Raw genomic sequence first — 21,520 nt, 5'->3', positions numbered from 1 at the left:
TTAACCCCTGTCAGCTCTAGTATCTCTTTTGTTGTCTTTCCTTCAATTTTCAATTCAATTACTTTCTCTTTGACTTCAAGAGAATACGCCATTTTTTTCTTCATCAAAAGCACCTCCGCTAAATTTATTATATAAAATAAATTCAACGGAGGTGCCTCTTTTTTATATTCTCATTCTTGGGGGTCAGTGCCCTTCTGTCACAACCTCTATTTTAGACAGTTCATTCATTCACTAATTTTATCAAAATTTTGTAATTAAACCGCTGTTTTAGCTACAGGCTTTTTTATTAAACCGACGATTACTGCTGATACTGCTGCACCAATCGCAATAAAGAGTAAATACATCACGGGGTTGGATAATAATAATGCAACGAAGATTCCGCCGTGAGGAGCTAAGAGACGAATCCCCATTCCGCCAACTAAAGCACCAGTTAGTGCAGAGCCGGCAACAAAACCAGGGATGACACGCAGCGGGTCAGCAGCAGCAAAAGGAATCGCTCCTTCTGTAACAAAGGATAGACCCATAACTAGATTTGTCAAACCGGCATCTTTTTGATCTTGTGTAAACTTATTTTTAAATAACAGAGTAGCAATAAAGATTGCCAATGGAGGAACCATACCCCCAGCCATTACAGCTGCCATGATGACACTGCCGCCTTCTGTCAGAGAAGCTGCAATAGAGGCTGTTCCAAAGACATAAGCTGCTTTATTAATTGGACCACCTAAGTCAATTGCCATCATGCCGGCCAACAAAGCTCCCAGTAAAGCAGCATTGGTTCCGTCAAGACTCAGTAGGAAACTATTTAGGCTGTCATTGATAAATTTCATTGGAATATTAAGTAATATCATGGCACCACCAGTAATCAGCAAACCAAATACTGGGTAGAACAAAATTGCTTTAATCCCATCTAATGATTTTGGCAGATAGCTAAATAGTTTTTTCAGACCAATAATAATATAGCCGGCCAGGAAACCGCCGATTAAAGCGCCTAGAAACCCAGCACCGCCAGTATTTGCTAACGCTCCAGCAGCAAAGCCGACAATCAATCCGGGGCGATCTGCAATACTTGATGCGATAAAACCAGCCAAAACAGGAAGCATAAAACCAAAGGCAGCACTACCGATTTGATTGAACCAACTGGCTATTTCGTTATAATTTCCCAAACTAGAAAGCTGATCCTGAGGAACGCCAAAAAACTGGTCAATCATGAAGGATAGGGCAATAGCAATTCCGCCGCCGATAACAAATGGCAGCATATGAGAAACTCCATTCATCAAATCTTTGTAAATACGTGAACCGATAGAACCATCAGCTGCAGAGTCTTCAGAGGAAGAGTCGGATTCGTGGCCGTGAAAGACGGGAGCGCTGCCATTTAGAGCTGTTTCAATTAGTTCCTGCGGTTTCCGAATGCCATCGCTAACTGGACGATTGACTAGTTTTTTTCCATCAAACCGATTCATTTCTACTTTCTTATCAGCCGCAACAATCACCCCTTCTGCACGTTCAATGTCTTCGGCGGTTAGTCGATGTTTGATTCCTTCAGAACCGTTTGTCTCTACCTTGATATCGACACCCATTTCCTTCGCCATTTTCTTTAAAGCGTCTTCTGCCATATAGGTGTGGGCAATTCCAGTAGGACAAGCAGTAACAGCAACGATAAATTTCCGATTGCTGTTCGTTGCTGCTTGTTCCTGTTCCAACTCCAGCTGTTCTTCTTTTGCTTTTTGCTGTTCAGCCTCCTGAAACAGGTTTTGAACTTCTTCAGGTGTCTGTGTTTCTTTTAGCTGAGCTACAAATTCAGGATTAACAAGCAATCTTGATAATGCAGCAAGAGCCTGCAGATGAGTATCGTTTGCCCCTTCCGGTGCAGCAATCATGAAGAACAGATAGGTCGGTTGTCCATCTAAAGCCTCGTAATCCACGCCGGCACTACTTTTTGCAAAAAGGACAGTAGCTTCTTTGACTGCTTTGTTTTTGGCATGGGGCATGGCAATGCCGTCTCCTAAGCCGGTAGAGGTTTGGGCTTCACGATCGAGTATACCTTGTTTGTAGGTTTCGATATCTGAAATACGACCGCCTGCATACATCTTTGCAACCATCTCATCAATAGCTCCCTGCTTATCCGCGGCTTGAAGGTCCATAATCATTACGTCTTTGACAAGTAAATCTTTGATATTCACATTAATTCCCCCTTATAATTGTTCAATTTCTACTTCATGCAGCAGTTCATTTATAAAATCGCCAGAAGCCAAATCGTCTGAGAAAGCTGTGGCACTGCCGGAGGCAACACTCCATTTAAATGCTTCAACTGGATCATTGGTTTCTACAAATTTTCCTACAAAGCCGGCAATCATCGAATCTCCGGCACCAACAGAGTTTTTCAAAGGCCGTTTTAAGATATTGGAGCGGTAAACAGCTTGATTAGTAAATAAGAGTGCCCCGTCTCCAGCCATTGAAACGATTGCATACTGAGCACCAGTCTTTAGCAAGGATTTTCCGTAAGGTAGAATGTCATCCTCCGTTTGAAAGGATGTCTGATATAGCTCAGCTAATTCATGATTATTAGGTTTAACCAATAGTGGTTTATGAGGAAGAGCATTTTTTAAATCCGCTCCAGTTGTATCAATAACAAATTGAGCGTTGCATTGCTTAATCAATGCAATTAATTCGCCGTAAAAACCTTTTTCAAGAGCAGCTGGCGTACTGCCGGATAGGATGACAACATCTTCAGCGGTTAAGTGGGACAGTTGGTTTTTCAGCTGTGTCATTTCTGCTTCAAGGATGATTGGTCCCGCTCCGTTTATCTCGGTTTCAACAGTGGATTTTAGCTTGATGTTAATTCGGGTATCCGCTGCAATAGAAACAAAGTCTGTTGCTACTTTTTCTTTGTAGAGCCAGTCGTTGATGAAGTTTCCTGTGAAGCCGCCTATGAATCCCAGAGCAGTAGACTCAATTCCTATTCTTTTTAGAATTCTAGAAACGTTGATTCCTTTTCCACCTGGAAGCTTCAAATCGGATTTCATTCGATTCAATTCTCCAAGATTGACTTCATCTATATGGACAATATAGTCAATTGAAGGATTTAAAGTTATGGTATAAATCATTTTTCTACCTCCTGGATAATCGTTTTCTTTTGAAATTCAGGTAATAAATCTTTCGGACAATGATCTACAAGTAAAATGACCTGTTCGATGTCTGCAACCTTAGTAAAAGTAACTTTATTCAGCTTGGTATGATCTGCCAGGATAAATGCCTGCTCGCCATGCTGAATGGCTAGTCTTTTTACAGAGGCCTCTTCCGGATCAGGAGTGGTCAAGCCAAACTCTGAATGGATGCCGTTCATGCCCATAAATACTTTGTTGAAACGAAACTGTCTTAATTGCTCTAAGCTGGTTGCACCGACAATTGCTTTAGTTGAAAGCTTCAATGTTCCACCTAAGATGATTGTGTTGATATTTAAATCAATGAGCTTGGCTGCGTGATGTACAGAGTTGGTCACAGCTGTAATTTTCTTTTCAGCTAGATAAGGAATCATTTCAAGGGTAGTTGAACCAGCATCAAGATAGATAACATCACCATCCGTTACCTTTTCAGCAGCTAGTTTAGCGATTAATTGTTTTTCTTGAATGTTTTTGATTGTTTTTTCGTTCATCGTCTGTTCGGTACCCAAATCTGAGCGAAGCTTGGCGCCTCCGTGAATTCGTTCCAATAAATCAGCGGCTTCCAGTTCTTGTAAATCTCGTCTTATTGTTGATTCTGACGCGTTTAAAACTAAGGAAAGTTCCTGGGATTTAACGATTGAGTGCTTGTTCAGCAGCTCCATTATTTTTTGATGACGCTCTTCTGTAAGCATTTACATCCCTCTTTTCATTTGCTATCATATCATGATGCTTTATCTAAATCAACCAAAAACGTTCATTTTATTTCAAAAACATTCATTTGAGAAGAAATTATAAATGTTTTTTTGTTTTGAAATTTATTTGCGATTTTTTACAAAAAAATCTTTTTTGGTCTGGTGTGTTGGATGATTGTTTGTTAAGCTAGATAAGGAAAAAAGGTAATAAATCAGAAATACATAGCTCTATTTTTTATTTTTAAATGTTTGATAAATGAAAACTGGTTTATAACCGAATTAACAAAATAAGGATGTTAGGATGTTGAAAATGAAAGAAGAAATACGTGTCAAAGAGATTGCGAAGCTTGTGTCGCTGTTCCTCATGGTGGCCACCTGTGCAGTAGTCTGGAGCGGCTACGGTATACTGACTAGTGCAGCTAGTCAGCATATAGGGACAATTTTTACTATTGCCTTTTTAGTTATACTAGGGACCTCTCTGTCTGACTTTACTAAAAAAGATTGGTTATGGACTGGATTTATTACTATATTGATGGCAGTGCCTATTATTTTTTATCAAGACAATATGGGTTACCTCCGTTTTTATTCACAAATTCCATTTGTTTTAGCTTTCATATTTTTTGGCAGCAAAGTAAAAATGGATAAGAAATATTGTTTTACTTTTTTAGGCTTTAGTAGTTTGTATTCGGTTATTGCTTTGGTAAAAATGATTTTGGCAACATTTGAAATTGGCAGCAGTTCTTTGTGGATGAATGTAAATCTAATAGCTGGTTCAGTACTCTTTGTAACAATGCTGGGAATTATTATGCTGGATAAATTGGAAACAGAATATACCGTGATTTTTCAATTGATACTTGCTGTTGTTGCCATGATGACTGTTTTACTTTGTAAATCATGGACTTCGATGATTGCCTTTTTCATTTTTGTTGCTCTTATGTTTATAGTCAAATTTGTACCGGCTATTCAAAAAATCGCAAAAAAAAGAAATTTTTGGCTAAGTATCTATAGTGGTCTGTTTATTTTTGCTCCAGTAATTTCCTATGTTGTTGTCGCTTTTGATGGATTTGGAACATCATTTAGCGGACGTGTAGATATTTGGATGTACTTTTTCAGAGCATGGAAGAACTCTACCAGTATCATACTTATTGGAATGAAAGGAACATTTCACGATCCTATGCATAATTTACCTGCACACAATGCGTATCTTGATGTTTTAGGTGCCTATGGCTTAATTGGTTATATTCTTCTTTTTGGCGGTATCTTAGGTCTCTTGTTTTGGCGGAAGCAGAAGGAATATTCAATAAATCAAGTTATTAGTTTATCCGCTTTTCTGATGGTGGGTCTTCATGCGTTTATGGAAAACTACCTAAATTCTTTCCATTGGATATCTCTTATGTTTATTTTCTTAGCTGTCTTTATCAGCCAATCAAATGAAGCTGAATTACCAGTTTCAAATGAGCGTGTAGCTGAAGCGGCAGAAGCAGAAAGTACTGACATCGAAATTTAATGGTTCATTTATAATGTAAGTCTGGATAGCGGCTGTTTTACGCGCTGTCTTTTTTGTTTTCTTAGCTAATTTAGTATTTAAGCGTTTTTAGAATAAAATCCTATCAGAGTAATTGTTTTTAGAGAATTTCAGGGCTACTTTTGGTATAATAGTAAGGATTGAAATTAAAGGGAGGACGTTGAAATGGCTCCAAAGAATACCTTGGTTCAGGGAATGAATCCTAGACAAGCAGAAGCTGTTCTTCATACGGAAGGACCTCTTTTAGTGATGGCCGGCGCCGGCAGCGGCAAGACTAGAGTGCTGACCCATCGAATTGCTTACTTGATAGAAGAAAAAGGAGTGAATCCCTGGAATATTCTGGCGATTACCTTTACGAATAAAGCTGCAAAAGAAATGAAGGAACGGGTTGTACGCCTTATGGAGCATGGAGGAGAAGATGTTTGGATTTCGACTTTTCACTCGATGTGTGTGCGGATTCTTCGTCGGGATATTGATCAGATTGGTTATAATCGAAATTTTACGATTATTGATTCTTCAGAACAACGGACACTGATGAAGCGGGTACTGGCAGAATTGAATATTGACCCAAAGAAGTACGATCCGCGGACAATTCTTGGGACCATCAGCAATGCGAAAAATGCCTTGCAGACACCGGAAAAAATGGCGGAGCTTCAGGGGAGTCTTTATGAGGAAATCGCAGCCAAATGTTATGCTTTTTATCAAAGAGAGCTTCGAAACAATCAGTGTATGGATTTTGATGATTTGATTATGAATACGATTCGGTTGTTTGAAGAACATCCAGATACGCTAGCATACTATCAAAACAAGTTTCACTATATTCATGTAGACGAGTATCAAGATACGAACCATGCGCAGTACATGCTTGTTAATATGCTGGCGGAACGTTTTCGCAATCTTTGTGTTGTAGGAGATGCGGATCAAAGCATTTATGGCTGGCGGGGAGCTGATATGCAGAACATTCTTGATTTTGAAACTGACTACCCCAACGCCTCTGTCATTCTTTTAGAACAGAACTACCGTTCAACCAAGAAAATTTTGGCAGCAGCAAACAACGTGATACAAAATAATAGAAACCGTAAAGATAAAAGCTTATGGACTGACAATCTGGACGGGGAAAAAATTGTATATTACCGAGGGAACAGCGAGCGGGATGAGACTCAGTTCATTGTCCAGCAGATACAAAAAGAAATACAAGAAAACGAACGGATTTATGGTGATTTTGCAGTCTTGTATAGAACCAATGCTCAGTCACGTGTAATGGAAGAAATGCTGTTGAAATCAAATATTCCGTATACGATGGTCGGCGGGCATAAATTCTATGACCGGAAAGAAATTAAGGATATTCTTGGTTATTTAAATATCCTGTCTAATCCTATGGATTCGCTAAGCTTTGAACGGATTGTCAATTCTCCAAAACGGGGAATTGGAAAAACCTCGCTTGAAAAGCTTAGACAATTTGCAGATATGCACGGCTGGCCAATGCTGGAAGCTGCTCAAAATGTTGAGCTTGCAAACATTTCTGGAAAGGCAGGCAAGGAGTTAGGCGGGTTTGGATTGATGATTCAAGAATTAACTCAAATGATTCCTTACTTGACAATTACGGAGCTGGTTAAAGAAATATTAGACCGCAGCGGCTACAAGGATGACTTGATTAGACAGAATAATTTGGAATCTCAGTCACGTCTGGAAAACTTGGATGAGTTTCTGACAGTTACACAGGAGTTCGATAAGCGTTATGCTCAGCAGGACGAGGAAGATGCTGAAGCACCGGAAGAAAAACTAGCGGTTTTTCTAAACGATTTAGCACTGGTATCAGATATTGATGACTTAGAAGAAAGTTCTTCTCAAGTAACACTGATGACTCTTCATGCAGCCAAGGGTTTGGAATTTCCAGTGGTGTTCCTAATTGGTATGGAAGAAGGGATTTTCCCGCTATCTCGTGCGATGCTTGAGGAAAGCGAGCTGGAGGAAGAACGGCGTCTGGCTTATGTAGGCATTACAAGAGCAGAAGAAGTATTGTTTATGACTAACGCTTACTCCCGGACTCTATATGGAAAAACACAGTATAATCGACCAAGCCGATTTTTAGAGGAAATTGAAGAGGAACTGTTTGATCGTCGGGGAATTGATTTCGCTGCACAGCAGAGAGCAGTACCTGCACGCGATCCTAAAATATTTAAACCAGCTTATAGCCAACCGGTGCAGAAATCCGTTTCTGCAAAAACAGCCAGTGGGGGCGAAGCGCTGGATTGGAATGCCGGAGACAAGGTGAAGCATAAAGCCTGGGGAACAGGAACCATTGTTAGAGTTGGCGGCACAGGCAAAGATTTAGAGCTGGATATTGCTTTTCCTGAAAAAGGAATCAAGCGTTTACTGGCAGCTTTTGCTCCAATAGAGAAAATCTAGGAGGTTAGTTAGATGGAAAAAAATCAGCCGTTGACTTTAAGTGATGCAACAGAACGCGCAAAGGAATTACGGGTACAGCTGAATAATTATTCCCATGAATATTATGTAGAAGATCAGCCAACAGTGGAAGACTATGTTTATGACCGGCTGTATCAGGAGCTGGTAGACATAGAAGAAGCCTTCCCGGATTTGATTACCTCTGATTCGCCTACTCAGCGGGTTGGAGGCAAGATTCTTGCCGGCTTTGAAAAAGTGACTCATGAGGTACCAATGTATAGCTTGAACGATGGTTTTTCAAAAGAAGATATCTATGCATTTGATGAACGGGTTCAGAAGCTGGCTGGTGGACAAGTCAGCTACTGCTGTGAACTGAAAATCGATGGCTTAGCTATTTCTCTCAAATATGAAAATGGAAATTTCGTTCAAGGGGCAACTCGGGGAGACGGAACAGTAGGTGAAAACATTACTGAAAATTTGAAAACCGTTAAATCAATTCCTTTAAAGCTGAAGCGTCCCGTCTCTATTGAAGTCCGTGGTGAGTGCTACATGCCTAAGAAATCATTCGTTAACCTTAACAAAGAACGGGAAGAAGCCGGACAGGATATTTTTGCTAATCCAAGAAATGCGGCAGCAGGTAGTCTGCGGCAGCTGGATTCGGCTATTACAGCAAAGCGAAACTTGAGTACATTTTTATATACAGTGGCTGATTTCGGACCTATGGAGGCTGAAACACAGTTTGATGCGCTAAATGAGCTGGGAGAAATTGGTCTGCGGACAAATCCGGAGCGAACGTTATGCAAGGATATCGATGAGGTATGGCAGTATATCGAAGAATATCATGAAAAACGGGAACAGCTGCCCTATGAGATTGATGGTATTGTTATTAAGGTTAATGATTTTGCCGTTCAGGATGAACTGGGCTTCACTGTAAAAGCACCACGCTGGGCGATCGCTTATAAGTTTCCGCCAGAAGAGGCCGAAACAGTTATTGAGGATATCGAATGGACGATTGGCCGAACAGGAGTGGTGACGCCAACAGCAGTAATGACCCCTGTGCGTGTCGCTGGAACTACTGTTAGCCGGGCTAGCCTTCATAATGTTGATTTCATCAACATGAAGGGCATTCGTTTAAAGGATCATGTAATTATCTACAAAGCTGGAGATATTATACCAGAGGTTTCTCAGGTGCTTGTAGAGAAGCGTCCAGCAGATAGCAAGGCATTTGAAGCGCCTACTCATTGTCCTATCTGTGACAGCGAGCTGGTACATTTAGATGAAGAGGTTGCTTTGCGTTGTATTAATCCAAAATGTCCGGCTCAGATTAAAGAAGGTCTTAGTCACTTTGTCTCAAGAAATGCCATGAATATTGATGGTCTGGGTCCTCGTGTTTTAGAGCAGATGTATGATAAGGAATTAGTTGCAGATGTTGCCGACTTATATTTTCTGACAGAAGAACAGCTAATGACTTTGGACAAAATTAAAGAGAAAGCAGCACACAATATCTATACAGCAATTATGGCAAGTAAAGGTAATTCTGTAGAGCGGCTAATCTTTGGCTTAGGAATCCGTCATGTTGGTGCGAAAGCTGCGAAAGTGCTAGCTGAACATTTCGGTGATTTACGTACAATAGCTGCAGCTGGGAAAGAAGAGGTGGTTGCTCTTGATTCTATTGGTGAAATTATTGCCGATAGTCTAGTAACTTACTTCGAAAATGAAGAAGTTCATGAGCTGATGAGCGAACTGGAACAGGCTGGAGTAAATCTGGAATATAAAGGGCTGCGTGCTGCACAGCTGGAAGCAGTTGAGTCTCCTTTTAAGGATAAAACGGTTGTACTGACTGGCAAGCTGGAAAAATATAATCGAGAAGAAGCAAAAGAAAAAATTGAAAGTTTAGGCGGGAAGGTCACGGGTAGCGTATCGAAAAAAACAGATATCGTTGTGGCTGGAGCAGAAGCTGGAAGCAAGCTTGCTAAAGCGGAGAGTCTAGGTGTGGAAGTCTGGTCGGAAGCTCAGATGGTAGAAGCATTGGATAACAGCCATGTAGAATAAAAATTGGCTTCGGCACTTCAGTAGCCAGCTAAATAGAAGTAAGAAATAAAGAAATCAGAAGATTTTCATGTTTTTCTGTATCTCTTTCAAATATCAGATATTTTTTATGATAGAATATAAAAAAATGTCTTTTTAAGACGAACACTCGCACTTATAGAGGAAAGAAGGGTATTTATGGCAATCAGTGAAGAACAAGTAAAGCATGTGGCCAAGCTGGCAAAGCTGTCATTTTCATCAGAAGAACTGACAGGTTTTACTGAACAGTTAGGGAAAATAATCGATATGGTTGAACTTCTTGAGGAAGTGGATACGGAAGGCGTTCCTTTTACGTCAAATGTTGTTGAAACAATTAATGTGATGAGAGAAGATCAGTCAGTGCCGGGAACAGATAGAACTGATTTGATGAGAAATGTACCTGATTCACAGGACGGTTATATTAAAGTGCCGGCAATCATGGACAACGGGGAGGCTGGTGCATAATGGCAAAATTATATGATAAATCATTAACAGAGCTGCATGATCTGCTTGTATCAAGGGAGATTACAGCAGTCGATTTGACAAAAACTACACTAGACCGCATCAAAGAGACTGAAAAAGACGTCGATGCTTTTATTACCCTTAATGAAGAAAAGGCAATGAACTTGGCTGAGGCAATTGACCGCAAAGGAATTACTGAGTCAAATCCTCTTGCCGGAATTCCAATTGGTATTAAGGATAATATTGTAACCAAAGATATCAGAACAACCGCAGCATCTAAAATACTGCATAACTTTGATCCTATTTATGATGCTACAGTTATGGATAAAGTGTATCAGGCTGATTTGATTCCTGTTGGAAAACTAAACATGGATGAATTTGCTATGGGCGGTAGTACAGAAAATTCAGCTTTCAAGAAAACTAAAAATGCTTGGGATGCGACTAAGGTTCCCGGCGGTTCATCCGGCGGTTCAGCAGCAGCAGTAGCAGCCGGCCAGATTCCTGTTTCTTTGGGGAGTGATACAGGCGGAAGTATCCGTCAACCAGCTGCGTTTAATGGTATTGTAGGAATGAAGCCCACTTATGGCCGGGTTTCCCGTTATGGACTGATTGCATTTTCTTCCAGTCTCGATCAAATTGGACCACTGACTAGAAATGTTAAAGATAATGCATTGGCATTAAATGCAATTAGCGGATTTGATCCAAAAGACGGCACCTCCGCTGGCGCTTCTGTTCCTGATTTTACAGAAGGATTAACAGGAGACATCAAGGGAATGAAAATTGCTCTTCCAAAAGAGTACTTAGGCGAAGGCGTTGCTCCAGATGTTCGGGAAGCAATTATGAAAGCCGTCGATACCTTCAAAGCTTTAGGAGCAACAATTGATGAAGTTAGCCTGCCGCACTCTAAATATGGTGTAGCTGTATACTATATTATTGCTTCTTCAGAAGCCAGCTCTAACCTGCAGCGTTTTGACGGCATCCGCTATGGCTACCGTTCAGAAAATGTCCAGAATTTAGAAGATGTCTATGTTAACTCACGGACAGAAGGCTTCGGTATGGAAGTGAAACGCCGGATTATGCTTGGTACCTTCTCGCTAAGTGCAGGTTATTATGATGCACACTTTAAGAAAGCGGGTCAGGTTCGGACACTGATTATGCGTGATTTTGACAAGGTATTTGCAGATTATGATTTAATCATTGGACCAGCAGCTCCTACGGTGGCTTATGGACTTGGTGAAAACATCAATGATCCGATTACAATGTATATGAATGATATTTTGACTATCCCTGTTAATTTGGCTGGTCTGCCTGGGATGTCTATTCCAGCGGGATTCTCAGAAGGTCTGCCGGTTGGTCTGCAGCTGATTGGGAAAGCCTTTGATGAACAAACAATGTACAAGGCTGCCTATGCATTTGAACAGGCAACCGATTTTCATAAAAAGAAACCAGTGATTTTAGGGGGGAACGATTAATGAATTTTGAAACAGTTATTGGTTTAGAAGTCCATGTAGAATTGAAAACAAACTCTAAAATCTTTTCACCGGCTCCAGCTCATTTTGGCGCTGAGCCAAATAGTAACACAACTGTCATCGACTGGGGATATCCTGGGGTATTGCCTGTTATGAATAAAACAGCTTTAGAGTTCGGAATGAAAGCTGCACTGGCATTAAATTGTCAAATTTCCAAAGATACTCATTTTGACCGTAAAAATTATTTTTATCCGGATAATCCGAAAGCTTATCAGATTTCTCAATTTGATCAGCCTATCGGTCATGACGGCTGGATTGAAATTGAAGTCGAAGGCGAAAAGAAAATTATTCGTATTGAACGCGTACATTTAGAAGAAGACGCTGGGAAAAATATCCATGGAACAGACGGGTACTCTTATGTGGATTTAAATCGTCAGGGAACACCACTGATTGAAATTGTTTCTGAAGCTGACATGCGTTCTCCTGAGGAAGCTTATGCTTATTTGGAAGCACTACGTTCAATTATTCTGTTTACGGAAGTATCTGATGTGAAGATGGAAGAAGGCTCTATGCGTTGTGATGCCAATATTTCTCTACGTCCATATGGTCAGGAAGAATTTGGTACAAAAGCAGAGTTGAAAAATCTGAACTCCATGAGCTTTGTAAAAAAAGGATTAGCTTTTGAAGAGAAACGTCAGGCAAAGGTGTTACTTTCCGGCGGAGAAATCCAACAGGAGACACGCCGTTTTGACGAAGCAACCAACAAAACTCTATTAATGCGTGTAAAAGAAGGATCAAGCGATTATCGTTATTTCCCTGAGCCTGATATTCCTCGTTTTGTCATTGATGATGCATGGATTGAAAAGGTGCGGGAAAGTCTGCCTGAACTACCGGCTTCTCGACGTCAACGTTATGTTGAAGAGCTGGGCTTACCGGAATATGATGCAATGGTCTTAACACTAACAAAAGAAATGTCTGACTTTTTCGAAGACACATTAGCTGCTGGAGCCGATTCAAAGCAAGCCTCCAACTGGTTAATGGGTGAGGTTTCGGCTTATCTGAACAGTGAAAAGATGGAGCTGCTTGATACAAAACTGACACCGGAAAATCTCGCTGAAATGATTCAGCTGATTGCTGACGGTACAATCAGTTCAAAAATTGCGAAAACAGTCTTTAAAGAACTGATTGAAAACGGCGGAGCTGCAAAAGAAGTCGTTGAAGCAAAAGGTTTGGTTCAATTATCTGATCCTGCACAACTTCTGCCAATCATCAATGAAGTACTGGATAACAATCAACAGTCTGTTGATGACTTTAAAAATGGAAAAGACCGTGCGGTTGGTTTCCTTGTTGGACAAATTATGAAAGCGACCAAAGGCAAGGCTAATCCGGGCATCGTGAATAAGCTATTGCAAGAAGAGTTAGCCAAACGATAAGAAAGCAGCTGACAGCATATGAAAAAAGCAAGAGTCATTTATAATCCAAAATCAGGAAAAGAGCTGGTGAAAAGAAATCTGGCGGATATTCTGAATGTATTGGAGGAATCTGGATACGAAGCAAGCTCTTTTGCGACAACACCAGAACCGGATTCCGCAAAAAATGAAGCTAGAAGGGCCGCTTTACAAGGATTTGATTTGATTGTGGCTGCTGGTGGAGATGGAACGATTAATGAGGTTGTGAACGGGATTGCACCTCTTGATAACCGTCCGCTGATGGCAGTCATTCCCGCCGGCACCACCAATGATTACGCCCGGGCACTAAAAATTCCAAGAAACAACATTTTGGAAGCAGCCAAGGTTATTAAGAAAAACCAGACAGTTAAGATGGATATCGGCAAAGCAGCAGAGAACTATTTCATCAATATTGCTGCTGGCGGTCATCTAACTGAATTAACTTATGAGGTTCCTTCAGAGTTGAAAAGCATCTTTGGCTATCTTGCTTATCTTGTAAAGGGAGCGGAAATGCTGCCTAGAGTCAAGCCAATTCGGATGCGGATGACCTATGATGAAGGAGTTTATGAAGGAAATGCTTCAATGTTCTTTCTAGGATTGACTAACTCTGTGGGCGGTTTTGAGCAAATTGCTCCGGACGCAAAGCTGGACGATGGAAAGTTCTCTCTTATTATTGTTAAAACAGCCAATATCTTTGAAATTGTTCATCTGGTTGCTCTGATGATGAATGGCGGGAAGCATGTAGAGGATAATCGGGTAATCTATACAAAAACAAATTATCTTCATGCGGAAACATTGGATGAAGAAAACCGTATGCTGATTAATCTTGACGGTGAATATGGCGGCGAAGCACCGATGACCTTTAAGAATCTGCATCAGCATATTGAGATGTTTGCCAATTTAGATGATATTCCTTCGGAAGCTGTGATTGGCGCTGAAGATGATACGTCGGAGGATGACGGTGATTATCAGGAAATCACGAAGGATTTCGTTAAAGAGGTAGAACGGTTAACTGACCAGGATATTGATGGAGACGGAAAAATAGCTGGTAAAGAAGATGAAACAGTTGAAAAGTAATAGCCTATTGCTGATTGAAATAACCAGCACACAAACATAATTGATTGTGTTCCGAGATATTTTTTAGAAAATGTCTCGGTTTTTTTTTTCTGTAAGAAAGAGTTAGAAAAGCAGAACGAGATTATCAAAAAAGTATTCAACTCTGAGAACCGAGTTGCTGTTGCTTGAGATATACTTGGAGTTTTTCCTATTTTGGGACTTATTCGGCTTATTTCAAAGACTTCATTTAGCAAAGAGATAGGTTCCTGCAAGCGCGTCTAACGTTCTCGCTACGTTCCAGTCATCGAAGCATGCAAAGACTGGGATACTGTTTATTCGGTTTTAGAGTAAAGGAAGAAGTGAAAACTGATTATCTCCTGCTCCATTTATATGATGAGAAACTTTCAGACTTAATTGAAAGCTGGTTGCTTTTCTGATACTTTTTCATTAGAATGAAACAAGCGATAAAAAGAAGGGGCTAATTATGAAGACATATCCTGTAAAAAAGAATGAGACAATTGAAATAGAAATTATTGACCTGACCCATGAAGGGCTTGGTGTTGGAAAAGTAGATCATTATCCATTATTTATTGAAAATAGCTTACCGGGAGAAAAAGTAAAAGTACTGGTGCTGAAAGTAGGAAACAAGTTTGGCTATGGAAAAGTTTTGGAACGTCTGACAGAAAGTCCGGATCGAGTTGCGTTAACCGATGAGAGCTTGCTGCGGACAGGAATTGCACCTTTACAGCATATGACCTATGAGGCACAGCTTTTATTCAAACAGAGACAACTGGAAAATGTTTTAAGCAAAATCAGTAAATTGCCGGACGTACCTGTGCTTCCAACGATTGGGATGGCCGAGCCGAAAGGCTATCGTAATAAAGCCCAGATTCCTGTTCGGAAAATTGATGGACAGCTGGAAACAGGTTTTTACAGAAAAAATAGCCATGATTTAGTGCCGATTCAGGATTTCTATATTCAGGATCCGGTAATCGATCAGGCCATATTAACCATTCGTGATATTTTGGGACGTTTCAGCGTGAAAATTTATGACGAAAAATCACACGTAGGAAACCTGCGGCACATTATTATTCGCCGTGGACATTATTCTCATCAGATGATGGTGGTACTAGTAACCAGAACTGGAAAAATCTTTAAGCATGAGCAAATTGTCGAAGAGATTCTTAAAGAGCTTCCGGAAGTAGTTTCAATTATTCAAAATATTAATCCAGATCAGACAAATGTTATTTTAGGTAAAGAGTCTAAAGTGCTGTACGGCAAAGAATACATCGAAGATCAGCTACTTGGAAAAACCTACCGTATTTCGGCTCCTTCATTTTATCAGGTGAATACTGAGCAGACTGAGTACCTTTATCAGACAGCAATGGACTTTGCCGGTTTGACAAAAGAGGATATCGTAATTGATGCTTACTGCGGTATTGGAACCATTGGGTTGTCAATGGCTGACCGTGTGAAGCAGGTTTATGGTGTAGAAATCGTTAAAGAAGCGATTGATGATGCGAAAATTAATGCCTTTACCAATGGCATCGAAAACGCGACATTCAAAGTTGGTGCTGCTGAGAAGGTGATGCAGAAATTGAAAGAAACTGGAATTCATCCGACTGTATTGGTCGTTGATCCGCCAAGAAAAGGTCTAACAACTGCTTTTATTGAAACATCAATGGAAATGAAGCCGGAACGAATTATCTATATCTCTTGTAATCCGGCAACCCTGGCAAGAGATTTAAAACAGTTTAATGAAGAGTACGAAGTGAAAAAGATTCAGCCGGTGGATCTCTTCCCACAAACGCACCATGTAGAATCTGTAACACTGCTGGAAAGAAAATAGAAAAATGAAAATGAGGAGCCTGTAAACCCAGGTTCCTTTTTTTGATTAGTTCAGATGAAAGATGCAAGTAGAGTGTGATTATTTAAAGATTTAAGAAAGGAATTATAAAAGCAAGCTTAAATCGATATAGCTCAGTATGATGGATTCATGTAAAATAGAGTTATTTAGTAATAGTTAAAGGAGAGCTAAGAGAGTCTTTAGCATTTCCATAAAAGCCTAACGAGTAGTTTACCTTATACTGGGCGAAAATGCTGCTTTTATTCAATATATTAGTTTTTACAGTCTTATCAAAAAAGATAATAAATTAATCAAATAAACTTAAAATGAACTATACTACCATAGTTAAATTAAACGGATGGAGTTTAAAAATGAATACAATTCTAATTATCGAGGATGACAGAAAATTAAATGATGGAATCAGGTTGTCTTTAAAAAAAGATAGTATCAGCTTTATTCAGTGTCAAACGATAAAATCAGCTAGAGAAGTATTAAATAAAAATAGTATAAAGCTGATTTTGTTGGATGTTCATTTACCAGATGGGAATGGTTTAGATTTTCTCAAGGAGCTACGGCAAAAATATGATATGCCAATAATTATTATTACCTCAAATAACTCGGAATTAGATATCGTAGTGGGATTAGAGTTAGGAGCAAATGACTACATCACAAAACCGTTTAGTTTGATGGTACTGCGTGCACGTGTTGAGGTACAGCTGAGACAACAAAATTTGTCTCCTGCCCAGTACGTTACAGATACATTCAATTTTAATTTTGATAAAATGCTGTTTTTTGTTCAGGGCATTTCTGTAGAACTAAGTAAAACTGAGCAAAAATTATTAAGAATTTTGATAGAAAATAAGGGCGCAACAGTGAAGAGAGAATACTTAATAGATAAAATTTGGGATGGAGACAGTGAATATGTGGATGAACATGCATTAACAGTAAGTATAAAAAGATTGAGAGATAAACTTGAATATGAAGCAAAAAATCGGGAATATATCAAAACAGTATATGGAGTTGGCTATACATGGACAATAATGTAATAAGGATAGCTTTAATTTTAATACTTTCGGCAATAACAGTTTTGTTTTTTATGATGAGGTTATATTATAGAAAACGGGAAAACAAATTGATAGATGTATTGCAGGAGATGGTCGATTCATCCATGAATGGGAAATTTTCGGATATAACATTCGATGAAACGAAATGCTCATATTTAGAAAATTCTTTGAAGCATTATGTTTTAGCAAAAGAGGCCTCTGTTTTAAAACTTGAAAAGCAAAAAGAAGCTGTTCACATGCTGATTACAGATATTTCCCATCAAAGTGCAGTTCCGATTTCTAACATATTGCTGTATACAGAATTAATAACTGAACAAGTCGACAGCTGTTCTAATGAGTTATCCATTGTAAAAGAACAAGCCCAAAAACTAGATTTTCTTATTCAGTCATTGGTAAAAACAGCACGGCTGGAGACTGACATGATTACTATTAACAGCAAAAAAGAGAATATCAATCTTATTCTTCAAGCGATAGGTCAGCAGTTCACTTCATCCGCAAAGAAAAAAGCGGTTAAATTAACGATAGAACCGACTTCTGTAACTGCAGAAGTTGATTTGAAATGGACAATTGAGGCAGTTTCTAATATTGTAGACAATGCTATAAAGTATACGCCAAAAGGTGGGAATGTAACCATTCGTGTTATTCCATACCAAATGTTTGCCCGCATAGATGTAATTGATACAGGGATAGGGATATCAGAAGAGGAGCAGGGGAAGATTTTCTCACGCTTTTACCGCTCTCTAGATGTTGAAAACAGTGATGGTATTGGTGTTGGACTATATTTAGCACGAAAAATAATTCAAATGGAACAAGGCTATATAAAAGTGAAATCGGCTAAAGGAAGTGGAAGTACGTTCTCGATTTTTTTATTATTATGAAGTTAAATATTTCAATACTGTGATTTTTTCGAAACGAACTGAACACTTTTATATGATAGCCTATATTGTAAGAAGAGCAATATGGGCTATTTTTAGTGAGGAGATGGGGACCCAATGGAGATGTTGAAAACGGAAAAGCTGAAGAAAATATATGGAAAGGGGGAGACTGAGGTTCAGGCACTGAAAGGAATTGATTTAACGGTAGCTAAGGGTGAATTTCTAGCCATTGTTGGAACCAGCGGATCTGGTAAATCTACGCTGCTGCACATTATTGGCGGATTAGATACGCCGACAAGCGGAACCGTTACTGTTGATGATAAAAAAATTAATCAGCTAGCAGATGAAGAGCTGACGATTTTTAGAAGAAGAAGTATTGGATTTGTTTTTCAAAAATTTAACTTAATTTCAATGCTGACTGTTCAGGAAAATATTATACTGCCAATCAAATTAGACGGTCAAAAGGTAGATATGGAGTATGTTGGACAAATCATAAAAATGTTAAGGCTTGAATCAAAAACGAATAGCTTTCCTAATACGTTATCGGGAGGTCAGCAGCAAAGAGTAGCGATTGCTCGTGCATTAGCAGCAAAGCCTGCTGTTATATTAGCTGATGAGCCCACAGGTAATTTAGATACACAGACTAGTCAAGATGTGATTGGTCTTTTAAAAATAACCGCCAAGCAGTTTACCCAAACAATAATTATGATCACGCATAATGAAGAAATTGCTCAGCTAGCTGATCGCATCATTCGAATTGAGGATGGACAGATTGTCAGGTCAACTAAAAAAGATTGGGGTGATTCTAATGGTGAAGGTAGAGAATGATAAAACAATTCAAGCCCTAACGAAGCGTTTTATTAAAAGCTACAAAAAAAATACAATAACAATTCTACTTGCAGTTACTTTGATTATTACGTTGATAGTTAGTTTACTGACCCTTTTTCATACGAATCATAGAATTGAAGCAAAGCAAAATCTTTTTATATACACAGATATTGACTATCAAATCAGCAATCTTAAAAATTCTCAATTACGTGAATTAGAAGGTGATAAAGCAATTGCTAAACTGGGAATCAGACGTTTTCAGGCGACAATAAAAAACGATTATCAGAGCGCTGCTCTTGTTTCAGCAAATGAACCTTCGATACTTGCAACATCAAAACTATTATCCGGCGCTATGCCTACAGCGGAAAACGAAATTGTTGCTGAAAAATGGGCATTATTAAATTTAGGTATAAATCCTGTCGTTGGTACAGATGTTCAGCTAGAAACAATAGCTACTGAATCAACTGATTCAGAGCTAAAAACCTATACTATTGTGGGAATAATTAATGATGTATCATTAAATAAATTATCTGGGAGTCTTAACCTTTATACTAGCTTAAATGAAGACGTAGCGGATGATTATTACGCTGAGGTAAAATTTAAAAATAATGTGGATAGTCGGCAAATAATCCAGAATAAAAAAAAACATCTAGGAATAGCACAAAAAGATATTTCCCTCAATCCTTGGAAAGAAAATAAGCAGGAGTTGCTTATTTTGGATATTCAAATTACTACTTTACTGCTAATTATCTGTTTTGTTATTATCTGGGGAATTTATAGGATTTCATTATTAGCAAGAGAAAACCAATACGGCATACTTCGCGCAGTGGGAGTGACAAAGCGACAAATTAGAAAAATGATAGTCTCTGAATTACTTGTTATATATGTTATTAGTATTCCTTTAGGAATCATATTTGGACAGCTGTGTTCTTATCTGGTTACGTATATTTCAAAAAATAATGAGAGTGACATCTTTTTTTGGGGAGAAAGGGAGCCCTTTGAAATGGTAGTTCCCATACTCCCAATTATTTTATGTATAGCAGGAGTGGGCGTGGTACTATTTATTATTTCATTATTAGGTGCTCGAAAAATAAATAAGCAAACAATTATGGAAGTTATTATAGGTGAAAAAGAAGATGACAACAAAAATACGGCTGTTTTTACTATTAGTGACAAATCAGAGCGGTTTCTATATGTAAAATTAGGATGTAGGTATATTTTTGCTAAGTTCAGAACATCAATTGTCATTGTTGTCTCTTTAATTATTGGCGGAAGTTTATTTTACGGACTTGCCTATAAAGGAATATTAGCATCACACGAGACAGTTATACAAAAAGAAGCAAATTTTTATAATAGCGATTATATACTCACAGCAACAAATGATAGGACAGCGAACCAAGGAATTACAATTGAAACAGTAAAACAAGCGCAACAGATTGAGGAAATAGTCAAGACTGAAACACAAATGGCTATGCCTATCAAAGTACTAAACGATGAAACCAAAAGAAATAATAAGTATTTTGAAGAGATGGAAAAGAGAGTAGAAAATATTTATGGATTTTCTTTGAGAGGAAAATTAGGCTCTAACTCTATTTATCAAACGAAGTTAAAAGGTTATAATACAGAAACTTTAAAAAAGTTGAAAAACTATTTAGTTGTCGGCAACTTCAATCCTGATAATATGGAAGCAAATGAGATTATTATTGCAATGCCTAGAATAAGTGAATACGGGAAGTCAAAAGGTACGGTAGGATTCTTTAAAAAAGGAACAGCAATTATGGATTATCAGTTGGGGCAGACAATAAAGATTAGCTACCGTTCAGACTTTGATACAACTTCTAATAAGTATTGGCAAAGTGAGGATGATGAACAATACTATTCGAAGCTAGATTATAAAATTGTGGCGATTGTGTATTATCCTTATATGAAGGAGGTCTCTGTACTTGAACAGGTATACCCTTTATTAATTACAAGTGAAACGAATTACAGTAAAATAAACCCTTCTGGTGTATATGAAACTGCCAACTTTACTGTTAAAGACAGTAGTTCTAAAAAAAGGAAAGAAGAAATTGAACAAGAATTAATTCGGTTAGCTGTAAAAAATCAACAAGTGACCGCAAGAAGCTTAATTGAAGAAAACTCGAAGTTGGATATGCTATATCAAAAAGAACTAGTTTATATATATGGAATTGCAGTTGTTGCTTTCACGTTATTGCTAATAAATTTAGTAAATAGTCTCAAGTATAGAGTGGAAACAAGAAAAAGAGAACTATATATTTATAGAGCAATTGGGATGAGTTTACATTCGCAATCCAAGATGATCCAAATAGAGAACATGATTTTTGGATTAGTATCTGTAGGTATAGTATTCCTAGCTTCACATGCTATTGCTCAATTTCTATATGTAGAGTCGGAAATATATATTTATGGTCAATCATATGAATACGATTATTTCATCTATCTGCTTTTAGCTGCTGCAATATTGGTAATTTGTTATGTGGTTTCAATATTACTAAATCGCCGGCTAAAAGATGAAAGCATTCTTAATGAATTGAATAAAATAGAATAAAAAGTAGAAACACTAGGCTGGGATGTTAGTTGGAATGAGACACTTAACATTC

At 38.6% G+C, this 21,520-nt stretch carries 15 protein-coding genes; 12 read left to right on the top strand and 3 right to left on the bottom strand.

All coding sequences use genetic code 11. The features are described from left to right. Window positions 1–254: 254 nt before the first annotated feature. The 3 genes from AC1Z3K_RS10735 to AC1Z3K_RS10725 are packed head-to-tail and all read right to left on the bottom strand — an operon-like array spanning window position 255 to window position 3,853. Window positions 255–2,180 carry a PTS fructose transporter subunit IIABC gene (locus tag AC1Z3K_RS10735; protein WP_461732725.1) on the bottom strand — a complete coding sequence of 642 codons (1,926 nt, stop codon included), beginning with the start codon at window positions 2,178–2,180 and terminating at the stop codon, window positions 255–257. Between the two features lie 12 nt (window positions 2,181–2,192). Continuing rightward, window positions 2,193–3,104, bottom strand: coding sequence for a 1-phosphofructokinase (gene pfkB / locus AC1Z3K_RS10730; protein ID WP_461732724.1), 912 nt, complete (start codon window positions 3,102–3,104; stop codon window positions 2,193–2,195). Then, window positions 3,101–3,853: a DeoR/GlpR family DNA-binding transcription regulator gene (locus tag AC1Z3K_RS10725; RefSeq protein ID WP_461732723.1), complete on the bottom strand. Its 753-nt coding sequence runs from the start codon at window positions 3,851–3,853 to the stop codon at window positions 3,101–3,103. Before AC1Z3K_RS10725 ends, pfkB begins: the two co-directional genes overlap by 4 nt. Before the next feature lie 310 nt (window positions 3,854–4,163). On the opposite strand from AC1Z3K_RS10725, the gene AC1Z3K_RS10720 reads away from it, so the two are divergent. The 12 genes from AC1Z3K_RS10720 to AC1Z3K_RS10665 all read left to right on the top strand — a co-directional run bounded on the left by AC1Z3K_RS10720 (window position 4,164) and on the right by AC1Z3K_RS10665 (window position 21,468). Continuing rightward, a complete protein-coding gene (locus AC1Z3K_RS10720) occupies window positions 4,164–5,360 on the top strand; it encodes an EpaQ family protein (RefSeq protein WP_461732722.1) in 1,197 nt (398 codons plus the stop codon). Between the two features lie 183 nt (window positions 5,361–5,543). Continuing rightward, complete coding sequence (pcrA, locus tag AC1Z3K_RS10715; protein WP_461732721.1) at window positions 5,544–7,787, top strand: DNA helicase PcrA; 2,244 nt, start codon at window positions 5,544–5,546, stop codon at window positions 7,785–7,787. A gap of 12 nt (window positions 7,788–7,799) precedes the next feature. Beyond that, window positions 7,800–9,836 (top strand): NAD-dependent DNA ligase LigA, encoded by a 2,037-nt coding sequence (gene ligA / locus AC1Z3K_RS10710; RefSeq protein ID WP_461732720.1) that lies wholly within the window; start codon window positions 7,800–7,802, stop codon window positions 9,834–9,836. 174 nt (window positions 9,837–10,010) lie between these two features. Then, on the top strand, window positions 10,011–10,316 hold the full coding sequence (gene gatC / locus AC1Z3K_RS10705; RefSeq protein WP_461732719.1) for an Asp-tRNA(Asn)/Glu-tRNA(Gln) amidotransferase subunit GatC: 306 nt from the start codon (window positions 10,011–10,013) through the stop codon (window positions 10,314–10,316). Further along, on the top strand, window positions 10,316–11,785 hold the full coding sequence (gatA, locus tag AC1Z3K_RS10700) for an Asp-tRNA(Asn)/Glu-tRNA(Gln) amidotransferase subunit GatA (protein WP_461732718.1): 1,470 nt from the start codon (window positions 10,316–10,318) through the stop codon (window positions 11,783–11,785). Before gatC ends, gatA begins: the two co-directional genes overlap by 1 nt. Further along, on the top strand, window positions 11,785–13,215 hold the full coding sequence (gatB, locus tag AC1Z3K_RS10695) for an Asp-tRNA(Asn)/Glu-tRNA(Gln) amidotransferase subunit GatB (protein ID WP_461732717.1): 1,431 nt from the start codon (window positions 11,785–11,787) through the stop codon (window positions 13,213–13,215). Before gatA ends, gatB begins: the two co-directional genes overlap by 1 nt. Window positions 13,216–13,233: 18 nt before the next feature. After that, window positions 13,234–14,307 (top strand): diacylglycerol kinase, encoded by a 1,074-nt coding sequence (locus tag AC1Z3K_RS10690; RefSeq protein WP_426083406.1) that lies wholly within the window; start codon window positions 13,234–13,236, stop codon window positions 14,305–14,307. A gap of 463 nt (window positions 14,308–14,770) precedes the next feature. Next, entirely contained in the window at window positions 14,771–16,135 is a 1,365-nt protein-coding gene (gene rlmD, locus AC1Z3K_RS10685) for a 23S rRNA (uracil(1939)-C(5))-methyltransferase RlmD (RefSeq protein ID WP_426083408.1), read from the top strand. Window positions 16,136–16,503: 368 nt separating this feature from the next. Next, window positions 16,504–17,178, top strand: coding sequence for a response regulator transcription factor (locus tag AC1Z3K_RS10680; protein WP_461732716.1), 675 nt, complete (start codon window positions 16,504–16,506; stop codon window positions 17,176–17,178). After that, a complete protein-coding gene (locus tag AC1Z3K_RS10675) occupies window positions 17,163–18,074 on the top strand; it encodes a sensor histidine kinase (protein WP_461732715.1) in 912 nt (303 codons plus the stop codon). The genes AC1Z3K_RS10680 and AC1Z3K_RS10675 overlap by 16 nt, the downstream gene beginning before the upstream one ends. 114 nt (window positions 18,075–18,188) lie before the next feature. Continuing rightward, entirely contained in the window at window positions 18,189–18,899 is a 711-nt protein-coding gene (locus AC1Z3K_RS10670) for an ABC transporter ATP-binding protein (protein ID WP_461732714.1), read from the top strand. Next, window positions 18,880–21,468, top strand: coding sequence for an ABC transporter permease (locus tag AC1Z3K_RS10665; RefSeq protein ID WP_461732713.1), 2,589 nt, complete (start codon window positions 18,880–18,882; stop codon window positions 21,466–21,468). Before AC1Z3K_RS10670 ends, AC1Z3K_RS10665 begins: the two co-directional genes overlap by 20 nt. The last annotated feature ends 52 nt before the right edge of the window (window positions 21,469–21,520 follow it).

The sequence above is a fragment of the Enterococcus sp. LJL128 genome, from assembly GCF_056924295.1.
Note: the sequence above shows the minus strand (reverse complement) of the source record. Positions and strands in the feature narration are given on the sequence as shown.